General features: G+C 34.1%; 19 protein-coding genes. 7 read left to right on the top strand and 12 right to left on the bottom strand.

Features of this window, described 5'->3' with window-relative positions; genetic code table 11:
• The first annotated feature begins 4 nt into the window (after positions 1-4).
• Complete coding sequence (locus tag B0M43_RS15085) at positions 5-778, top strand: porin family protein (RefSeq protein WP_078007489.1); 774 nt, start codon at positions 5-7, stop codon at positions 776-778.
• A gap of 187 nt (positions 779-965) precedes the next feature.
• Here B0M43_RS15085 and B0M43_RS15080 read toward each other — a convergent pair whose 3' ends face one another.
• From B0M43_RS15080 to B0M43_RS15060, 5 genes are all read right to left on the bottom strand, one after another.
• Complete coding sequence (locus tag B0M43_RS15080) at positions 966-1,553, bottom strand: chemotaxis protein CheB (protein WP_078007490.1); 588 nt, start codon at positions 1,551-1,553, stop codon at positions 966-968.
• A complete protein-coding gene (locus tag B0M43_RS15075) occupies positions 1,535-2,344 on the bottom strand; it encodes a protein-glutamate O-methyltransferase CheR (RefSeq protein WP_065449690.1) in 810 nt (269 codons plus the stop codon). Before B0M43_RS15075 ends, B0M43_RS15080 begins: the two co-directional genes overlap by 19 nt.
• A 5-nt stretch (positions 2,345-2,349) precedes the next feature.
• The gene (locus tag B0M43_RS15070; RefSeq protein WP_065449689.1) at positions 2,350-2,715 is read right to left on the bottom strand and encodes a response regulator; all 366 of its coding nucleotides are present in this window, start codon (positions 2,713-2,715) and stop codon (positions 2,350-2,352) included.
• Between the two features lie 138 nt (positions 2,716-2,853).
• Positions 2,854-6,423 carry a response regulator gene (locus B0M43_RS15065; RefSeq protein ID WP_078007491.1) on the bottom strand — a complete coding sequence of 1,190 codons (3,570 nt, stop codon included), beginning with the start codon at positions 6,421-6,423 and terminating at the stop codon, positions 2,854-2,856.
• Between the two features lie 50 nt (positions 6,424-6,473).
• Complete coding sequence (locus B0M43_RS15060; RefSeq protein WP_065449687.1) at positions 6,474-7,688, bottom strand: response regulator; 1,215 nt, start codon at positions 7,686-7,688, stop codon at positions 6,474-6,476.
• A gap of 301 nt (positions 7,689-7,989) precedes the next feature.
• Here B0M43_RS15060 and B0M43_RS15055 point away from each other — a divergent pair, with 301 nt between their 5' ends.
• Both B0M43_RS15055 and B0M43_RS15050 read left to right on the top strand, forming a co-directional pair.
• Positions 7,990-8,838, top strand: a complete 849-nt coding sequence (locus tag B0M43_RS15055; RefSeq protein WP_078007492.1) for an SDR family oxidoreductase — start codon at positions 7,990-7,992, stop codon at positions 8,836-8,838.
• A 205-nt stretch (positions 8,839-9,043) separates the two neighbouring features.
• Positions 9,044-9,307 (top strand): SemiSWEET family sugar transporter, encoded by a 264-nt coding sequence (locus tag B0M43_RS15050; RefSeq protein WP_065449685.1) that lies wholly within the window; start codon positions 9,044-9,046, stop codon positions 9,305-9,307.
• A 478-nt stretch (positions 9,308-9,785) separates the two neighbouring features.
• On the opposite strand, the gene B0M43_RS15045 is transcribed toward B0M43_RS15050, so the two are convergent.
• Complete coding sequence (locus tag B0M43_RS15045; protein WP_078007493.1) at positions 9,786-10,619, bottom strand: hypothetical protein; 834 nt, start codon at positions 10,617-10,619, stop codon at positions 9,786-9,788.
• A 457-nt stretch (positions 10,620-11,076) separates the two neighbouring features.
• Complete coding sequence (locus B0M43_RS15040; protein WP_065449683.1) at positions 11,077-11,415, bottom strand: hypothetical protein; 339 nt, start codon at positions 11,413-11,415, stop codon at positions 11,077-11,079.
• A 227-nt stretch (positions 11,416-11,642) separates the two neighbouring features.
• On the opposite strand from B0M43_RS15040, the gene B0M43_RS15035 reads away from it, so the two are divergent.
• A complete protein-coding gene (locus B0M43_RS15035) occupies positions 11,643-14,846 on the top strand; it encodes a PAS domain S-box protein (RefSeq protein WP_078007616.1) in 3,204 nt (1,067 codons plus the stop codon).
• An 8-nt stretch (positions 14,847-14,854) separates the two neighbouring features.
• Here the strand turns inward: B0M43_RS15035 and B0M43_RS15030 are convergent, their stop codons facing one another.
• Positions 14,855-15,286 carry a response regulator gene (locus B0M43_RS15030; protein ID WP_078007494.1) on the bottom strand — a complete coding sequence of 144 codons (432 nt, stop codon included), beginning with the start codon at positions 15,284-15,286 and terminating at the stop codon, positions 14,855-14,857.
• Positions 15,287-15,541: 255 nt separating this feature from the next.
• Here B0M43_RS15030 and B0M43_RS15025 point away from each other — a divergent pair, with 255 nt between their 5' ends.
• Entirely contained in the window at positions 15,542-16,042 is a 501-nt protein-coding gene (locus B0M43_RS15025) for a pyridoxamine 5'-phosphate oxidase family protein (protein ID WP_065449681.1), read from the top strand.
• Between the two features lie 301 nt (positions 16,043-16,343).
• Here the strand turns inward: B0M43_RS15025 and B0M43_RS15020 are convergent, their stop codons facing one another.
• The 4 genes from B0M43_RS15020 to B0M43_RS15005 all read right to left on the bottom strand — a co-directional run bounded on the left by B0M43_RS15020 (position 16,344) and on the right by B0M43_RS15005 (position 18,951).
• On the bottom strand, positions 16,344-16,655 hold the full coding sequence (locus B0M43_RS15020) for a GIY-YIG nuclease family protein (protein WP_078007495.1): 312 nt from the start codon (positions 16,653-16,655) through the stop codon (positions 16,344-16,346).
• 207 nt (positions 16,656-16,862) lie between these two features.
• Entirely contained in the window at positions 16,863-17,576 is a 714-nt protein-coding gene (locus B0M43_RS15015) for a DUF72 domain-containing protein (protein WP_078007496.1), read from the bottom strand.
• Positions 17,573-18,304, bottom strand: coding sequence for a DNA-formamidopyrimidine glycosylase family protein (locus B0M43_RS15010; RefSeq protein ID WP_078007617.1), 732 nt, complete (start codon positions 18,302-18,304; stop codon positions 17,573-17,575). The genes B0M43_RS15015 and B0M43_RS15010 overlap by 4 nt, the downstream gene beginning before the upstream one ends.
• Positions 18,305-18,378: 74 nt before the next feature.
• The gene (locus tag B0M43_RS15005) at positions 18,379-18,951 is read right to left on the bottom strand and encodes a ferritin-like domain-containing protein (protein WP_078007497.1); all 573 of its coding nucleotides are present in this window, start codon (positions 18,949-18,951) and stop codon (positions 18,379-18,381) included.
• 191 nt (positions 18,952-19,142) lie between these two features.
• Between B0M43_RS15005 and B0M43_RS15000 the strand changes: the two genes are divergently transcribed.
• On the top strand, positions 19,143-19,454 hold the full coding sequence (locus B0M43_RS15000; RefSeq protein WP_065449678.1) for a hypothetical protein: 312 nt from the start codon (positions 19,143-19,145) through the stop codon (positions 19,452-19,454).
• Positions 19,455-19,638: 184 nt separating this feature from the next.
• Positions 19,639-20,154, top strand: coding sequence for a hypothetical protein (locus B0M43_RS24455; protein ID WP_078007498.1), 516 nt, complete (start codon positions 19,639-19,641; stop codon positions 20,152-20,154).
• The last annotated feature ends 59 nt before the right edge of the window (positions 20,155-20,213 follow it).

Genomic DNA, 20,213 nt, shown 5'->3' with positions numbered 1-20,213 from the left:
TTATATGAAAAAAGGTGTATTAATACTTATCGCTTTCTTTAGCATGACATCAGCACGCTCGCAAGTTTTAATTTCCTTGATTTTTGGAGACAAACTGAATTCTCCTTTTCTTGAATTTGGTCTGGATGGCGGTGTGAATTTTTCTGAAATTTCAGGTCTCGAATCTTCAGGAACGAATGTAGGCTTTAATCTGGGCTTTTATTTTGACATTCGATCTAAAAAAAATCCTGCATGGATGATTAATACCGGGGTAATCGTAAAATCGCCAATGGGCGCGCACGGAATTCCGGTGTATTCGCTAAACGATGAAAATCTGGATAATACTTTTGCCGGAGGAAGTGTGAATCGCGAAATCAGGTATTTTAATGTTCCTATATTAATTAAATACCAGTTTAAAAACAGAATCTATGTTAAAACAGGGCCTCAGCTTGGTTTATTAGCGAAAGCTTTTGATGAATTTAAAAAAGAAGTGGGAAAAGACGATGTCGTATATAAAAAGAATATCCGTGACCAGATTCGTGTTATTGATGCCGGAGTTGCTCTTGGTGTTGGATATCATATGAATGTTGGCAATGGCTTAAACGTAACAGTGCAATACTACTACGGCCTGGTTCCTGTCATGAAAGGCGACGGACCCGATGTTTATAACAGATCTTTGTATGTAACGGCAGGATTACCTATTGGAAAAGGAAAAGCGGCACAAAAAAGAGCTGAAAAAGAAGCGGAACTGAATAAGGTTATTCTTCCGGAAGATGAGGAAGTAAAACCTAAAAAATAGTATTAAAAGTCTATGATTCGTGCCGTCAGGCACTAAATCTTGGTAGAAAATCAGATGTAGGAACAGATTTAGCGTGCCGTAGGTACGCAATATTAATCGCTTTGTTGCGTACCTACGGCACGCCAGCATATCATAAACTAAATTTCTACAAAGATTTAGTGCCTAACGGCACATCCAACTCTTTGGATTAGTAAGTATTAATAGCACTTATAAACTCTAATATCTGCTGATTGTCTAAAACAAAATCAGGATTAGTGTTTAAAATGGCATTATGAGGCATAAAAGGCATCTCTGCTACGGTTGGGTTTTGTACGACAATGGTTCCTCCTGCGGCTTTAATGGCTTTTAAACCATAAGTTCCATCTGTATTAGAACCTGACAATAAAATTCCAACTAAAGCTTCTCCATATATTTCTGAGGCGGATTCAAACGAAACATCGATACTTGGACGGCTATAATTGATTTTCTCTGAGATATCTAATGAAAGTGTATCATTTTTTTCGAATAATAAATGATAATTAGATGGCGCGACATAGATGTAACCTGGTACAAGAGGCACTTTATCCTCTACTATCTTTACGGTAATACTGGATTTCAGAGCAATTAATTCCTCTAAAGTCTGATCGTCTGTGCTTTTTCTGTGTAAAACAATTACAACAGCAAAACCATTTAATTGTGATAGATCAGGCAAAATTTGCATTAAGGCATTTAAGCTTCCTGCAGACCCTCCTATTATTACTACTTTACAATTTGCTATTATTTTATCTTCCTCCATATTTTCTCTTTGTCCAACTGTTTGTACTTACTCATAGGAATAGAATATTTTATGGTTTCCTTAGTTCCAAGGGCCAGAAAACCTAAAACAGACAGACTTTCATCAAACAAATTAATCACTCTTTTTTGAAGATTATTATCAAAATAAATTAAAACATTACGGCACAAAATAAGATCAAACTCATTAAATGAAGTATCTGAAACTAAATTATGCTGTGAGAAAACCATTTTCTCAGCCAGTTCTTCATTAAATTTAGCAATACCGTAATTGGCGATATAATAATTAGAAAAATCTTCCTTTCCGCCTGCATCGCGATAATTTTCTGAGTATTCTTTCATCATTCGCAAAGGGAAAATTCCTTTTTTGGCTGTTTCTAAAACAGTTGCATTTATGTCTGTTGCATAAATTAAAGATTTATGCAGCAAACCGGCTTCTTTTAGCATAATGGCCATCGAATAGACTTCTTCGCCTGTAGAACATCCTGCATGCCATAATCTGATAAAAGGTTTGGTACCCAGTAAGGGTAATATTTCATTTCTAACCACGGCATAAAAAGAAGGATCGCGAAACATCTCGGTTACATTAACCGTGATTTCGTCGACCATTCGTTTATAATATTCAGGATCATAACGAACTCTTGAAAGAAATTCATGAAAATGCCTAAATCCATCAAGATGAATTAATCTGTTTACTCGTCTTTTTAGAGAAGCGCGTGAATAACTACTAAAGTCAAAACCATAATATTCATATATCTCATTGATAAGCGTTTCTAACTCAATATCCTCAATCATACTTCTTACATTTTGCTTAAAATAAGTAGTAATTTATCTACATCAACAGGTTTAGAAATATAAGCATCAGCGCCAGCCTCTAAACATTTTTCTTTATCTCCTGTCATCGCCTGGGCTGTTACCGCAACAACATAAGTTGATCTCCTGTCAGGCAATGCTTTTATTAACGGAATAGCATCATAACCATCCATTTCGGGCATCATCATATCGATCAGGACAGCATCGATGTGTTCATCAGTACTCAATAATTTCAAAGCTTCTTCAGCACTTAAACAAGACAAACAATCGAATGATTTTGCACGTAAAGTGTGCTCTAAAGCAAAAATATTTCTAGAGTCATCATCAATAATTAAGAGTCTTTTTTTATTCATTTCGTCCACTTTTATTTGGTTTGTTTTTTTTGTAACGAATTATTTGTTTGTTTTTTTGCCACGAATTGCACGAATTTTCACTAATTAATTTAAATCCTTATTTGTGATAATTCGTGCAATTCGTGGCTAACTTTTTTATTATATCTTATCATATAACCATACTCTCAACAACGAAAGCAACTGATCAATATCAACCGGTTTTGTAATATAATCTGATGCTCCGGCTTTGATACATTTTTCTCTGTCGCCTGTCATTGCTTTGGCTGTAACGGCAATTAAAGGTAAATTCAGGAATGTAGGAATGCTGCGTATTTTTTCGGCTGTTTCATAACCGTCCATATTAGGCATCATCATATCCAGTAAAACAATATCGGTATCTGTGTGTTCTTCCAGAATTTTAATGGCTTCTTTACCATCAAAAGCTGTAATTACATTCATTTTAAAAACTTCTAATGCTTTTGTTAATGAATAAATATTACGCACATCATCATCCACAATTAATACTTTTTTATCGTGCAGGATATTATTTAGTAAATTTAGCTTTTTATGGCTTTCTTTTTGTTCTTTCGGATCTTTTTTATCTTCTACTAAATGTAAAAAGAGCGAAACTTCATCTAACATTCTTTGGTAAGAATGTGCGGTTTTTACAATAATCGAATCGGCGTATTTTTTAATTTTCACTTCTTCTTTCATCGACAAACTTTTTCCTGTAAACACAATTACCGGAAGATTTTCTAATCCCGGAGATTTCTTTACGCCATCTAGAATTTGGTAAGCATGTTTGTCCGGAATTCCCATATCAAGAATCACACAATCTACTTCGGTTTTGTTTAAAGCTTCTAATCCCTGCGAAACCTCGCTTTTTATTTCTGAATTGATATTGTACGTTTCTAAGAAATATGCCAAAGCTTTTGCGTGTTTTGGATTATCTTCTATAATCAAAACTTTTTGGGCTTCTTTGTTTATGATATGCTCGATTCGTAAAAACACATCCGGAATTTTCTCGAAAGCAACCGGTTTGTCTAAGAAATCTACAGCACCTTTTAATAAACTTTCCTGTTTTAGTTTATGCGATGACATAATATGAACCGGCATGTGCTTGGTTGCCGAATGATTTTTTAATTCTTCTAAAACTTCCCAACCACTTTTTATTGGTAATTCTATATCTAATAAAACACCAACCGGATTATACAGCAATGCAAAGTTTAAAGCATAATCACCACGTACGGAAACAACGCCTTTATATCCTTTTTTTCTGGTAAATGTTAAAAGCGACTTTGCAAAATTAATATCATCTTCAACAATCAGGATTACTTTATCCCCAGGCACAATTGAATCCCTGTCATCCTCAATCTCGGCAGGAATAATTTCGCTTATGTATTTTTTCTTCGTCGGCGCTTTTTCTTCCGGTTCTATTTCTGTAAATTCTGTTGGCGGAATTCTGTCTACATTAATTTTATGAACTGCAGATCCAAAAACCGGTAAACATAAAGTAAACGAACTTCCTTCATTTTCCTTACTATGCAAGATAATTTCCCCGCGAAGCAGTTTTGCCAATTCACGACTGATGGATAATCCTAAACCGGTTCCGCCGTATTTACGTTTGGTAGAACCATCGGCTTGTTGAAACGCTTCAAAAATTAAAGGCTGCTTGTCTAACGGGATTCCAATTCCGGTATCTTTTACGATAAAACAAATAATTGTATCGTCGTCAGTATTTATTTTAATTTCTAAAGTTACTTTTCCTTTTTCGGTAAATTTAATCGCGTTTGAAATTAAATTTTTAAGAATTTGCTCTAAACGCATTTTGTCTGTTTTAATGACAATTGGCGCATCTTTGGTAAGAATTTCAAATTCAATTCCTTTTTCTTTCGCTACCAGATTAAATAAATTCCATAACGTATCTGTAATTTCCTTAGTCGAAACATCCAGGAATTCAAGTTCCATTTTTCCAGCCTCGATTTTAGATAAATCCAGAATTTCATCAATTAAACCTAACAAACTATTTCCTGAACTCTGAATTACTTTTGCAAATTCAATTTCTTCGTCCACCATACTTTTGTTGTTATTTTCAGATAACAAACGGCTTAAAAGTAAAATAGAGTTTAAAGGTGTTCTTAACTCATGAGACATATTGGCCAAAAACTCTGACTTATAGCGGGTTGTAAGTTCTAAAGCTTCAGATTTTTTCTGAATTTCATTGTTTTTTTCTTCCAGTAAAACACTTCTTTCAGACAATTCCTCATTAGTTTGCTCTAACTCTTCCTGTTGCACTCGTAACTCTTCTTCAGAAGCCTGAAGTTTTTCTGTTTGCGCTTCTAATTCGGCATTAATAGCTTCTAATTCGCTATGCTGCACCTGAAGTTCTTCAGACTGAGATTTGGTTTCTTCAAGCAATTCCATCACTCGTTTTCTGTTCTGAGTCGATTTAATAGCAATACCTATGTTGTTTGAAACGCTTTTTAAAAATTCTAAATGCAAATCCGAAAATCCGTAAACACTTGCCAATTCTATTGCTCCCTCGATTCTGGTATCCAGTAACGGCACTGCCACGATATGTGTTGGTTTTATTTGCCCTAAAGCATAATTAATCTGAATATCATCCGGAGATAACTCTTTCAATTCCAGAATCTTTCCTGAAACAATAGCCTGACCAATTAAGCCTTCGCCTTTTTGAATGCGTTCGCGATTTTTGCCCGCTATATAGCTATATCCTCCTGCAATAAAAAGTTCATTATCTTCTAAAACATATAAAACCCCTGCGCTGCTATTGGTGTACTGACACACGAATTCGATAACATCTTTTGATAATTTTTGCAGCGTTTTATCGCCCAGCATTACATTATTAAGATTTGCGATACCGGTTTGAAGCCATTCTTTTTGAGACAATAAATCAAAAGAACTTTTTAAGGAAATTCCCATACTGTTTAGAGATTCTCCCACACTTCCTAAAGCATCACTCTTATTATCATCTACTCTGATATCATAATTTCCGTTCGAAATATTACTTGCAATAGAACTGATCGCTTCGATTCTTTGCGCAGTTTCGCGGTCTTTTTTCTCTAGTTCATTCTGAAGTAAAGCACGTTCGTTGAAATCTTTCAAAATTCTGATCAGGAAGACAATCGAAATTACGAAAGCAATTATAAAAGCTACAATAATCAGTACGATACTATAAGTACCGTAACGTTCTGAATTTTCATTGCGTTCTTTTAAAAGATTTTGTTCTGTAGATTCTACCTTTTTAATATGCGTACGCAAATCACTCATCATATTTCGACCTTCGGTAAGATCGAATGTAGCGGAGTTTTTTCCGAGACGTTTTTTTACAATTTGATTGTTCAGGTATTTAAAAAAATTGCTGCGAAGCGTTTGCAATTCTTTTAATTGTGACTGTTGCGATGGGTTATCGACAGTAAGTTCGCTTACTTTTTCAAAAAAAGTATTCGATTTTGCTTCTGCATCATTATATCTTTCTACAAATTGTTCATCACCTGTAATTAAATAACCGCGCATACTAGTTTGCGCTTCTGTAATTACAGCCGAACCTTCGTTCAGGTTATAAATCACTTCCTGAGTATGATTGACCCAAAAATTACTGTTTAATAAACTTTTAATACTAAGAAACGACGCCGTGGAACTGACCATTAACACCAATAATGATACTAATGAACTGATTAACAAATTTCTTTTAAAATTACTCTTCATGTTTTTTGGTTATATTTATTGGTATTTTAAAGGGAAAATATACTTTTTGTTTACTCATATTTTAGAGGCAGGATAATAATAAAGCTTGCCCCCTGACCTATCTGACTTTTTGCTGTAATTAATCCGTTATGTTTTTCGATGATTTTTTTAGCAATTGCCAATCCAATTCCGGTTCCTTCATACGACTGGCGGTCGTTTAAACTCTGGAAAATAATAAAGATCCTGTCGAGATAAATTTCATCAAAACCAATTCCGTTATCTTTTACTGTAATTCTGCAAAATTTCCCTTCCGGGGAAGTTGGACTGTCAAATGATTTATCCGAAATGATTTCCGAAGTTATTTCGATTAATGGATGTTGAGCATTTCCTGAGAATTTTAAAGCATTCCCGATCAAATTCTGAAAAACTTGACGCAACTGACTCGGAATACTATCTATCGTAGGAAGTTCATTCGATTTTATGATGGCATTTTTTCTTTCGATCAAATAATCAAAATCAGATAACACTTCCTGCAGCACCACATTCAAATCTGTTACTTCGGGTTTTACCTGCGATGATAATCTGGAATAAGCCAGTAAATCAGTAATCAGCGTCTGCATTCTTTCAGCTGATTTTATGGTACGATTGACGTAATCAACTGCTTTTGCATCATCGGCCAGATAAAGTTCCTTGATGATTTTGATAAAGATCTGGATTTTTCGGATGGGTTCATTTAAATCGTGCGAAACGACCCAGGAAAATTGCTGGAGTTCGTGATTTTTCATCTCTAATTCTTCGTTTTTCAAAACCAGTTCCTTGGTTCTTTCGGCGATCTTAATTTCGAGATTATCCTGAGCCTCTTTTCTTATTATTATTTCTTTAGAAAGTAATTCTTTTATGCCCTTTAATTCCCTTTGCTGCTCATACAGTTTTAAAAATGTTTTTACTTTTAAAATCAGTAAATCACTGTCAACAGGTTTGGTAATGTATTCAACTGCACCAGTTTCATATCCTTTAAAAATATATTTTTTTTCGATATTAAGTGCTGATAGAAAAATGACCGGAATGTCTTTGGTTCGTTTGTTACCCGAAAGAATTTTTACCACTTCGAAACCGTCAAGTCCCGGCATCTGAACATCCATTATAATCAGGCAATAGTCTGTCTTTAAAATTTTCTTTAGGGCTTCTTCACCAGACTCTGCAGTATCTACATCAATATCATGTAGCTCTAATGTTTTCTTCAAGGCAATAATATTTGCCTTTATATCGTCAACGATTAATACCATACTGGTTGGGGGAGTAAAGTTTTATGAATTAAAATTTATTTTTGGTTTGAAATAACTTTGAAAAATGCCATTAAAAATAGCTGATCCTACTTTTAGATAACGTTAGTCAAACCTTCAAATTTATAAAAAAAAAGGAAACTGATCTTTTATCGAGAATTTAATTCGTTACATAATTCCCATGTTCTATATTCAAATTATATAAGGCTTTTTTATTGCGATAATCTTAAATTTCTTTCAGTTAATGCTTTGAATTATCATTAACTATTTTAGAGTCAGATTAATTGCTTTAAAATTACAAGTTATGAAAAAGACGAAAACATTTCCCGAACAAAAACAAAACCTTCCGGGCAACGAACATCAAATGCACCCGGAACCTGAAGTAATAAGAGAAAACTATGTTGGAAGCGGAAAACTATTAGGAAAAGTAGCTTTTATAACCGGAGGCGACAGCGGTATTGGCCGAAGTGTTGCCGTACATTTTGCCAGAGAAGGTGCCAATATTGCCATTGTTTACCTTAAAGAAGATAAGGATGCCAAGGATACAAAAGCACTAATTGAAAAAGAAGGCCGCGAATGCCTGATTATTAGCGGAGATCTCAAAGATGAAAAATTTTGCAAAAGTGCCATAAAAAAATGCCATACGCACTTTAAGAAATTAAATATTGTAGTAAATAATGCCGCGGTACAATTTCCTCAAACCGAATTGGAAGATATCACCGCAACCCAGCTTCATAAAACATTCGAAACCAATATTTATCCTTATTTCTATATTACAAAAGCCGCGCTTGCGTTTTTAGAAGAAGGCGATACGATAATAAATACGAGTTCTGTCACGGCGTATCGCGGCAGCGAACATCTTGCAGATTATGCCAGTACAAAAGGCGCCATCGTGAGTTTCACCAGATCATTATCTACAATGCTTGCCAGGAAAAAAATACGGGTAAACGGAATAGCTCCAGGCCCAATATGGACTCCTTTGATTGTGGCGAGTTTTGATAAATTATCTGATTTTGGAAAAGACAATCCCATGGAAAGAGCCGGACAGCCATCAGAGGTTGCTCCTGCGTATGTATTTCTGGCTTGCGAAGACAGCAGTTATATTACTGGCCAATTTATACATATTAATGGCGGTGAAATGATTGGAGGATAGATTAATTTGCCACTAAGGCACTATGCCGCAAAGTTTTTTTTGAATTTATTTTACTTTTAGATCGCACAATCCCGATAGCGATCGCGAGCAAAGTACCAAAGTTCTATTCACTAATTTATATAAAGTTATTTTAGATTTGAAATTAAAAAACTTTGCGCCTTAGTGCGTTCGTGGCAAAACCATAGCACCTTAAAAACAAAAACAAATGAATTTAATAGATATTCTTGGACTCTTCGCCGGAACCTGCGTTACGATATCAGTGATTCCGCAGATTATAAAAGTCTGGAAAACTAAAAAAGTGAAACAAATCTCACTTAAAACCTTTAGCATCCTGACTTTCGGAATTTTAGTTTGGATTATTTATGGCATTTTAAAAAACGATTTGCCTATTATAATTACCAACAGTGTCTCTTTCTGCCTGAACTTGATAATGGTTTATTTTATTATTTATTACGAGAAGGAGAGTTAAAAAGAAGGTTCTAAGAGTCTAAGATGCTAAGGTTCTGAGTTTTTTTTTTGCCACGAAGGCACCAAGGCACAAAGTTTTTTTATTTACAAATTACAAAGACTCAAATAGAAAAATCCGCGAAAATCCGTGTTTTCGCAAAGCGAATCAGTGTCATCCGTGTGCTATTTACCACAAAGGCATTAAATTGCAAAGTTTTTTTCAACACAAATTTAAGAAAGACTCAAAATATAAAATCCGCGACAATCCGCGTTTTCGCGAAGCGAATCCGTGTCATCCGTGTGCCATTTACCACAAAATTTGAAAGTTTTTTTCAACACAAATTTAAGGAAGACTCAAATAGAAAATCCGCGAAAATTCGTGTTTTCGCGAAGCGAATCCGTGTCATCCGTGCGCCCTTTACTCGCAGTTCAAACATAAAAAAAACAGCTCGTAGAAAGCTGTTTTTTTTTTCGTAAAGAAGTAGTATATATAATGCTTATTAGCTAGCTAATTTTTGATTGTATGACTTATACGATAAATGATATTTTTCTTTAAAAATACGCGGTAAATAGTTTCGACTTGCTAATCCTGCAGCATTAATTGCTTCAACAATATTCATTTGTGAGATTCTTTTAATTCCGCTAATTTGTCTTGCTGCCAAATTAACAATAGGATCAAACGTACTCATGTAATTGTAACTATGTTGGGCTATCTCCATTTCGATAATCTCTTTCAGAATCAGTTTTTTAAGCAGGTTTCTTACAACTCCCTGTTGCGGAAGCGCTTTTAGCTCTTGCCATTTCTGAATTACTTTTAAACTCTCTGATCCTGTATAAATAAAATTTCCAGATTCAGACATGAATCTTTTCTTTAATTGCGCAATCATTTCTAAATTCTGACAGTCTTCTCCCGCCACTGTTGGCATTCCGATCAAAGAAAACTGAATTCTTTTATGACTTTCAAAATACAAAACACTATTTATAACTGATGTATTGCTCAAAACTCCGGTTTGATTCTTTTTAATGTTTTTTTTCTCACCATTTGCACCAAAACTATGTGATAAATTTCCGTTTTCACAATAAGCAAAAAGCACCGGAGCAGATTTAAAAGCTTCTACGCTTAAAGATACATCCTCATTAAATACAAGATCAAAATGCATGTGAGACATTTTGTTTTCAAAACAAATACCGCTAATAGTTCCTTTTGCCCACTTTGATTTGATGGTCAATTTGTATTCGTTATTAGTATCGGTAATCAATTCGGCATTAAAACTATCTTTAAGGTCATTAAAAATAGAATTGAATCCTCCTGTATTTAAGTATAGTTTTTTCATAATGGTTTGATTTTAATAAACTGGTTCGTACATATTTAAGCACAAACATTAAATTTGGTTTTATCTTATTTTGATAATTCAAATTTCATAAATATTGTTAATCAAAGCTTTATACAATTTCAGTCAGATATTTCATAATTATTACAAGGGCTGTTTTACCACGAAGTTTTTTTGCCACAAAGGCGCTAAGGCACAAAGTTTATTTTGAATAGGATTGTCAAAATTTCTCGCAAAGGCGCGAAGTCGCAAAGAAAAAAACGAAAAGAAAAATCAAAGCTTTGCGACTTCGCGCCTTTGCGAGATTAATTACAACGTATAGCAATTAAATTCTTCGCGCCTTAGCGCCTTTGTGGCAAAAAAACTCAGAACCTAAAAAAAAACAAAAGCAGCTGCCCCGGATAAATCCGGAACAACTGCTCCCCAGCAAAATAAAAAAATACTAATCTATTTTCTTTTCTTATGTAAGTTCATTGATATCACCGTTTTTAGCATAGTTTGCCTTTGGGATATCTTTAAAAAATTCAGCTTCTTCGAGGTCAGCCGTTGGGCCATAACCTATTAAATGTGTTCCTTTTATCTGATCTTTTGTTTCAATTATATACAAAATAGACATATCATCAGGATCACTCATTCCTTCATAACGGTGATGTGCTACAATAAAAATTTCATTTGGCTGATAAGCATATTTCGTTTCAGAGTCTAATAAAGTTCCTCCTTCAAATAAAAAATTAGAAGTATATCCCTGCTCCTGATATTTTTTGATATAATCGGTTTCGTGTTTTTGCTCTTTTTTCATGACTTTATTGTATTTAAGATTTTTTTCAAATCTATTTGTAATTCAAATTTCATGAATGATTACAAATAAAATTAACTCAATAGATTTAAAAATTACCTCATTCAAAAAATCAAAAAAGAAATCAATAATTAATTCACTAATTTTAACAATTCTATATAATCTATTTTAGAAATATTATATTTATTACCAATACTTTCTTGTTTTAACCAGAAACAAAAATGACTTTAATGAGTACTAAAAATCACGATTTTCTTGCCAAAGGAGGCGAAATGGGAGCGCTGACACGTGCTAAAGACTGGAGCAAATCTTCTATAGGCCCTGTTGAATCATGGCCGCAAAGTTTGCGTACAACTTTAGGAATACTTTTAAACTCAAAATTCCCCATGTTCTTATTTTGGGGACCGGATCATATTTGTTTTTACAATGATGCGTATCGCCCCAGCCTTGGTAACGACGGAAAACATCCTGCCATATTAGGACAAAAAGGTGCTGAATACTGGCCGGAAATCTGGGATTTTATAAAACCGCTAATCGATCAGGTGCTTACTGAAGGCGAAGCTACCTGGCACGAAGACCAGCTTTTACCCATATACAGAAACGGAAAAATGGAAGACGTGTACTGGACCTTTAGTTATAGTCCGGTAATCGATGATGAAGGAAAAGTAAATGGTGTTCTGGTAATTTGTGATGAAACTACTAATAAGGTTAATATTCGTAAAAATCTGGAAAACAACAACCAACGTTACCTTAATAATATTTTACAGACTCCTAACGCCATGTGCATTTTTAGGGGAAAAGATTATGTTGTAGAAATTGCCAATGAGCTAATGCTTGAAATCTGGGAACGAAAGATTGAAGACGTTATTAATCAGCCCATTTTTGAAGCATTACCCGAAGTTAAAGGTCAGGGATTAGAAGATGTTTTACTTAACGTTTATACTACAGGAGAACGATTTACCGCTTACGAACTTCCGGTTAAATTAACCCGAAAAGGAAAAATTGTAAACACCTTTATCAATGTGGTTTATGAAGCCTTAAAAGAATCAGACGGTTCTATTTCAGGAATTGTTGCCATCGCTAATGATGTTACGATACAGGTAATTGCCAGAACGGCTGTAGAAGAAAGTGAAAAAAGATTTAGAGATACCGTAAAACAACTTCCGCTTGGAATTGCAATTCTTAAAAGTGCAGATTTGGTGGTCGAAATGGCCAATGCTACGTATCTTCAAATTATCGATAAAACAGAAGAAGATATTCTTGACAAACCTGTTTTTGCGACACTTCCTGAAGCTAAAGATACTGTTCTTCCGTTGCTTTCAAAAGTTTACGAAGACGGAATTCCTTATTATTCAGATGAATTAGAGGTGACTTTAAATCGTTATGGCAAGCAGGAAGTTGGTTATTTTAATCTTGTTTTTCATCCTTTAAAAGAAGAAAACAATATAGTGGGTGTTATTATTGTGGCGCACGAAGTTACCAAGGCTGTGCAAGCCCGCTATCTCTTAACACAGAGTGAAAAGGCTTTTCGAAATTTAGTTATGGATTCTCCTATTGCCATGGCAATTTTTAGAGGAAAAGACCATATCATCGAAATGGCCAATAATGCCATGATGAAAACCATCTGGCAAAAAAAGAAAAAAGAAACTATTGGAAAACCCATAACCGAGGTATTCCCCGAATTATTAGAACAAAAATATCCCGAATTACTGGATCAGGTTGTGCTGAACAAAAAAATTGTTCGTGAAAATGAAGCTATTGCGTATGTAAATATTAAAGGTAAACTCAAAAAGTTTTATCTTGATTATCAATACACTCCCTTACTTGAAAAAGAAGGTGAAGCTTCCGGCGTTATGGTGACAGTAAACGATGTAACCTCAAAAGTTGAAGCCCGTAAAAAGGTTGAAAATGCCGAAGAACGTGCCAGATTAGCTGCAGAAATTGCCGAAATTGCAACTTGGGATGTAAATCTTGTAACGCAGGATTTAATCTACTCAGAAAACCTTGCTGCCATTTTTGGGCATGATAAAACGGTAAAAATAACACGCCCGGAAATTCGAAGTCAGATTCATCCTGATGATACAATTATTTTAGAGGAAGCTTACAAAGTGGCTCTTAAAACCAGTATTTATAAATATGAAGCCCGCATTATTAAACCCGATAATTCTGTGAGCTGGATAAAAGCACATGGTAAAATATTTTTTGACGAGAGTAAAAATCCTGTAAAAATGCTGGGCACGATAATGGATATTACAGACGAAAAAAACAGCCAGCAAACTTTGATTAAGAGCGAAGAAAAATTCAGACTACTTGCTGATTCTATGCCACAGCATATCTGGACCAGTGATGCATTGGGTAATCTTAATTATTTTAATGAATCTGTTTATACCTATTCCGGAATTCCTGTTGATGAAATTGAGAAAAAAGGCTGGCTGCAAATTGTACATCCCGAGGATCGGGAAGCCAATGTAAATACCTGGATGGAAGCTATAAAAACCGGAAATGATTTTTTACTGCAGCATCGTTTTCGTCGTCATGATGGCGAATACAGGTGGCAATTAAGCAGGGCAATTGCGCAAAAAGATGATCAGGGAAAAATTCAAATGTGGGTGGGTACAAGCACTGATATTCAGGATCAAAAAGATTTTACATCTAAACTCGAAAAAGAGGTCCAGGAGCGCACAGCACAGCTTGAACTTAAAAATAAGGATCTTATTAATATGAATATTGAGCTGCAGTCTTTCGCTTATATTTCAAGCCATGATTTACAGGAACCGCTGCGTAAAATTCAAACTTTTGCAAGCCGATTGTCTGATTTAGACGAGCAGAATATTTCGGCGAAAGCCAAAACTTATTTAAGCAGAATTGAAGTTTCGGCAAAAAGAATGCAGACTTTAATTCAGGATCTTTTAGAATATTCAAGAACAAACTCTGCCGAAAGGGTCTTTGTAAAAACCAATTTGGATGATATTGCCGAGGAAATATTAAGTGATTTTTCAGACCGTATCGAAGAAAAGAATGCTTTTGTTAATTTTCACCCTTTGGGGGAGGCAACTATTATTCCGTTTCAGTTCAGACAATTACTGCATAATCTGATTGGGAATGCTTTAAAATTCTCTAAGAAGAATATTGATCCTGTTATTGAAATTCGTGCCGAAAAAATCATCGGAAAAAGCATTAAACAAGACATAAATTATCCTGAAAGAATGTACTATCACATGAAAATTTCGGACAACGGAATTGGTTTTGATGCGGAGTACAAGGAGCGTATTTTTGAGGTCTTTAAACGTCTGAATACAGAAACTGAATTTGCTGGAACAGGGATTGGCCTTGCAATTGTAAAAAAGATTGTAGAAAACCATAAAGGATTTATTACAGCAAGTGGCGAAAAAGGCAAAGGCGCCACTTTTGACATCTACATTCCTGAATTATAATATTTTAATTACGTTTTATAAACAAAGTTTTGATCGGTTGGATTGAATTTTTTCCAATCGATTTCTAATGCATGCTCAATAGATCTAATGATGTCTTTCATCAAAACAGGTTTTGTAATGAAGTAGCTAGCCCCTAGTGTACGGCATCTTTCAATAATACTTGGCTCGTTTGAAGTCGAGAAAATAATGACCGGAATATCATTTTTTACTTCTGAATTTCTCAATTCAGTCAAAACATCAAATCCATTTTTACCCGGCATATTCAAATCTAAAAAAACAACATGTGGTGTTGGCGGTGGATTGTAAATAGCATTCAATAACTTTTCGCCTCCAGAATAGGTCTGAAGCTGTATTTTTTTTGATAATGATTCTACTGCATCTGTAAAAATGCTCAAATCGTCTTCATCATCATCAGTATAAAATATAGTAAAATCAGTCATATGGTATTTCTAAATTTGGATTTTTTTCTTGTTCAAAGATAACCAAATTTCTAGATTAATCAATGCCTTTTAAATTATCAATAAAGAAATTAGTAATTGAAATCTCATAATTTTTAAATCTAATTGTGTAAGCTCAAAAGTCATAAAATTATCAACTTTACTATTATCAAGTTTATAGTAAAACACTTATTATAGTACTCAGTAAATGAGAACATTAATCGAAAAATCATTTAATAAATCATAAAAAATAAAGTCATGGGAGATCATAAAGACCTTACGAACGAATTTGCTGTAGATAAAATAAAAGATCTTGCAGAAAACATTAAAACGTGTATGTTTTGTACTTATAACGAATACAGACTACAATCAAGACCAATGTCTGTACAAAAAATTGATGATTTAGGCCAGCTTTGGTTTTTATCAGACAGAAACAGCAGTCATAACGCTGAGATTAGCCTTAACCCTCAGGTAGAGTTGTTTTTCGCTGAACCACATGATAAATTCCTGACCTTACACGGTACCGCAAGTATATCGTACGATAGAGAAACAATTAAGGAATTATGGGATCCTATCGTGAAAGTCTGGATGCCCGAAGGAGAAGACGATCCTAACTTAAGCGTTATAAAAGTTGTTCCGGAAGATGGATATTACTGGAATAATAAAAACGGAAAAATGGTGGCAATTGCTAAAATGGCAACAGCTTTTGTAACAGGAAAAACAATGGACGACGGTATTGAAGGTAATTTAAAATTGTAGTTTTTATAAGGATAATTTAACCGCAAAGAGCGCTAGGATAAACGCAAAGCCCGCTAAGATTTATTTCTTGGCGGGCTTTTTTTATTCTTTTACAACGCTAGTATGTCATTCAACGCAGAGAGATCACAAAAAATGCAAGAATTTAGCAAAGTTCTTGTCTAAGATTTACGTTCCGAAGTTACCGCAATCTTGTCATCTCGACCGAAGGGAGAGATCACACTAGAAACTCGACAAAGATTAGTATTTAAATACCTATAATAGTGCTGTTTCTCCATTTGAAATGAGAAAATTCTTTAAACCCTTATAAAAGTCCAAAATCAATAAACTCAAAGCTCGGGTTGGATTCTTTTACTAATTCAATTTTCTTTTTTCTATTCCATCTCTTCAACTCTTTTTCTCTTGAAATTGCCTCTTGAATCCAGGTAAATTTTTCATAGTAAATCAAAAACACAACATTATATTTTGAGGTAAATGAGCTTTTATTAATCTTGTTTTTATGTTGTTCTAACCTTAATTTTAAGTTATTAGTCACACCAATATAAAAAGTAGATCTATACTGATTTGTTAAAATATAAACATAATAACTATGAAAACCGGATTGAGAATTTAGCATGAATATCTTTTTAGTACGAATATACATATATAAAAATATTTCTCAAACAAAGTAAGTTTCTATTTTTATCTCGATTTTAAAAGGAACACATATCAGGATTTTACAAAGATTGACTATTAACTGTGTGTCATTCTAGTGTGATCTCTCCCTTCGGTCGAGATGACAAACTAACTATAACTCCAAAATTTGCGGTTAAAACCAAAAACCTCATTCCAACATATGTTTTAGCTCTAAAGCATTCAAAATCCCTGCTTCACTTGCAGTATTATTAAAATACACAAACGCTGATTTTAAAAGTATTGCGTCTTTTATATCAAGTAATTCTTTAGTTGAATAACTCGAGTAAAACATCTTGGTTTTTCCGTGAAGTCTTATGAAAATAAGCGGAAAATCTGTAAAAATAGTTTCGGGTAATTGCGGATGGCTAACACTGCAGAACGTAATATTGTGTTCACGGAAAGCATTCCATACCTCTTCATTCCACCAGCTTTCATGACGAAATTCGACTACATTTTTGAACTTTACATCTAAATTTTGAATGATTTGAGTGAGTTTTTCAGGACTAAAATTATAACTGGGCGGAAATTGAAATAAAATACAGCCCAATTTCTCTTTTAAGCCCGTTTCACAGATAGTATAGAACTCTTTAATTCGGTCTTCACAATCAATAAATTTTTTAAAATGGGTAATTTCTTTTGGTGCTTTTACAGAAAAAATAAATTTTTCCGGCGTTTTATTGTACCAATTTTGAAATATTCTGACCGTTGGAAACTTATAAAAGCTTCCGTTGAACTCATACGTATTAAAATGCTGGTAATAAAACTCGAACCACTTTGACTGTGACAAGTTGTCAGGGTAGAAAATTCCCTTCCAAAACCTATTATTGAAGCTTGAACAGCCAATTAAAACCTGATTTTTCATTTGTGTAGTTTTTGACAGTTGGTACAAAAAAAACTTCTCCTACTCCGCTTTCCTGTTTGCTCTTTATGAATGGGAAGATCACAACGAATGCAAACTTTTTTTGTGTAAGCGAGCCAGTGTTTTTTTAATTCATTTTTTTTCTTCCATTTCAAAAATTCAAAACTATAAACCGAACATTCGTTTATGATATTTTTTAAATCTTTTTGCGGAATTTTACTCACCAAAGATTCGGGATGAATTTTACATCGGTACAAAACTTCGTTCTTGATAATATTTCCTACTCCCGAAAAAATGTTCTGATCAAGAATGGCATCACAAATCATTACGTCCGGATTTTTATCCAGGGTTTGTTTTGCTTTTTTTGGATTCCAATTTTCATTCATTACATCCTCGCTCCAATCGTAATGTTCATTAATATCGCCTTCGAGAATTTTGACAGAGCAGGTATAAAAGTTGAGTTCGCCTTTAGAAAAAATCATACTCAATCTTGGTTTGGCTTCTTTTCGTTCGTTTATTCGATAAGTTCCAAACATGAGTAAATGAATTTTCACAGTAAAATCATCAAAACAAATTAAAAAATGCTTTCCCCAAGTTTTAAAGTCCTGAATGGTTTTACCCTGAAGACGCTCCATATCAATAGCACTACTTCCAGAAACTTCTATTATTTTTTTTCCTGAAAATTGCTGCACTTCTTCCTTTAAAATCATTATTGACGGACCTTCTGGCATAATTTCTATTTTAAAATTATAAACTAAAAAAAGTGCAACGTAAAGCTGCACTTTTTAGATTGTTCTATTCAAAATTAATCTGCTTCGGCAGCTTCAATGTTTATGGCATTTACCGCAACCTCGGTTAATTTTTTATCGGCTCCTTTTTCTTCGTCTAATGTTAGCTCCAATATACCGGCCGCTTCAGTCAGACCAAGTGTTTCTGCAAATTGTCTTAAAGTACCGTAAGTAGCAATTTCGTAATGCTCAATTTTTTGCGCTGCTGCGATAATACCGGCATCACGTACAACTCCAACTTCGGTTTCTTCAATAATTCCTTTTCCCTCTTCGATTAAGCCTGCCATTGCATCGCATTTTTTAGCAGAAGCCTTTTGCCCAATTAACTGAAAAACCTGTTCTAATCGTGTTACATGTTCTTCAGTTTCTGTCAAGTGGCTGTTCAGAGCCTCAATTAAGTCTGCTGATGTTGCGTTTTTAGTCATTAAGGGTATTGCCTTAGTCAAAGCTTTTTCTGCCCAGTAAATGTCTTTTAATCCATCTTCGAACAATTCGGTCAATCCGGACGCTGCATCTGATTTTGCTTTTGTTAATCCTTTTTTGGCTTCTGGTTTAGAAGCGGTCTCGTTTTTACTATCTGTACTTTTCATGGCGATAATTTTTGTTAATTAATATGAGATAAAATTACCACCTTGATAATCAGACAAGTTATATGATTATTTACTAAAGTTGCATTCTAAACACCTGCATATTATGCAACTAGATTTTAGAATTCTGTAAGTTATTTTTTAAGATTGAGAGATAGATTTGTAGTATCACAATTTTAAAAAAAAACAGTATAATGGAAACACATATAGACCAAACATATCAGGAAGCTGAACTTTATTTTCAACAAAAATACCAAAGAGGACATTTAGATATTGATACCGCAATTTTAATCGATAATGCTATTGATAAACTTCTTAAAAAAGACAATATCATTAGAAACGAAAATGTTCCTAACGAAGAACAAGTTGTTGATGAAGATGATTATATCAGTAATAATCCGGATGAGGAATTCGAAATTATTGACGCTGATGATCTTGACGAAACAGAGCATATCGAAGATGAAGATCATTTTGATGATGACGACTTAGAAAGAAACGATAATTAATGATTTTGAAATCGTTAAAGAAAATGCTAAAAAGACTATTACAGGGTAATGGTCTTTTTTTTTGTAATAATCAACACTAACCATAACCATCTGTTAATTATACAATTACCTGTTATAATTCTATAATAAAATTGCCTGCTTTCGTTATTAGATTTGTATATAGTAATATTAAAAACGAAACGTCATGAATACTACAGATCAAAAAAACAGCATGATACAAGGAAACAGAGTTCCTGAAAATCAGAATCAAAATACGGACAAAAGTAATCTTATGAACGAAGAATTATACGATATCGACGACATGAAAGAAAGCGATGCGGATAATAGCGAAATAGCCGAACGCGGTTACACCGTTAGAAACGGTCATAATCCCGATACTCCTAACCCGGACGAACTTACAGATGATGAAGATGATCTAACGGATGATTTTCATAGCGAAAATGACCTCAACTCTAATACCGATGATTTGTACGAAGAAGAACTGGATCAAAACGGTAATAATATGGACGATGTAGATGACGAATTGGACAATCCGTCTGACGCTTCTCTGGAAAGAGAGGAAGAAGATTTTAATGAAACAGAAGATGTCCTGGAAGATATCGATGACGAAGAAGAGGAAGAGGAAACTGAATATATCGAAGATGATGTTCAGGAAGAAGAAGATGTAGAATATCCTGATAATGATCCGAGAAAATTTTAGGAGGAGAGAATATAGAAGAAAGAGTAAAGAGAAAAGACTCGAACGATTTTAATAAAGTG

The sequence above is a fragment of the Flavobacterium sp. KBS0721 genome (assembly GCF_002007065.3).
Lineage (GTDB): Bacteria > Bacteroidota > Bacteroidia > Flavobacteriales > Flavobacteriaceae > Flavobacterium > Flavobacterium piscis.
This window is presented reverse-complemented; position numbering and strand designations above follow the sequence as displayed.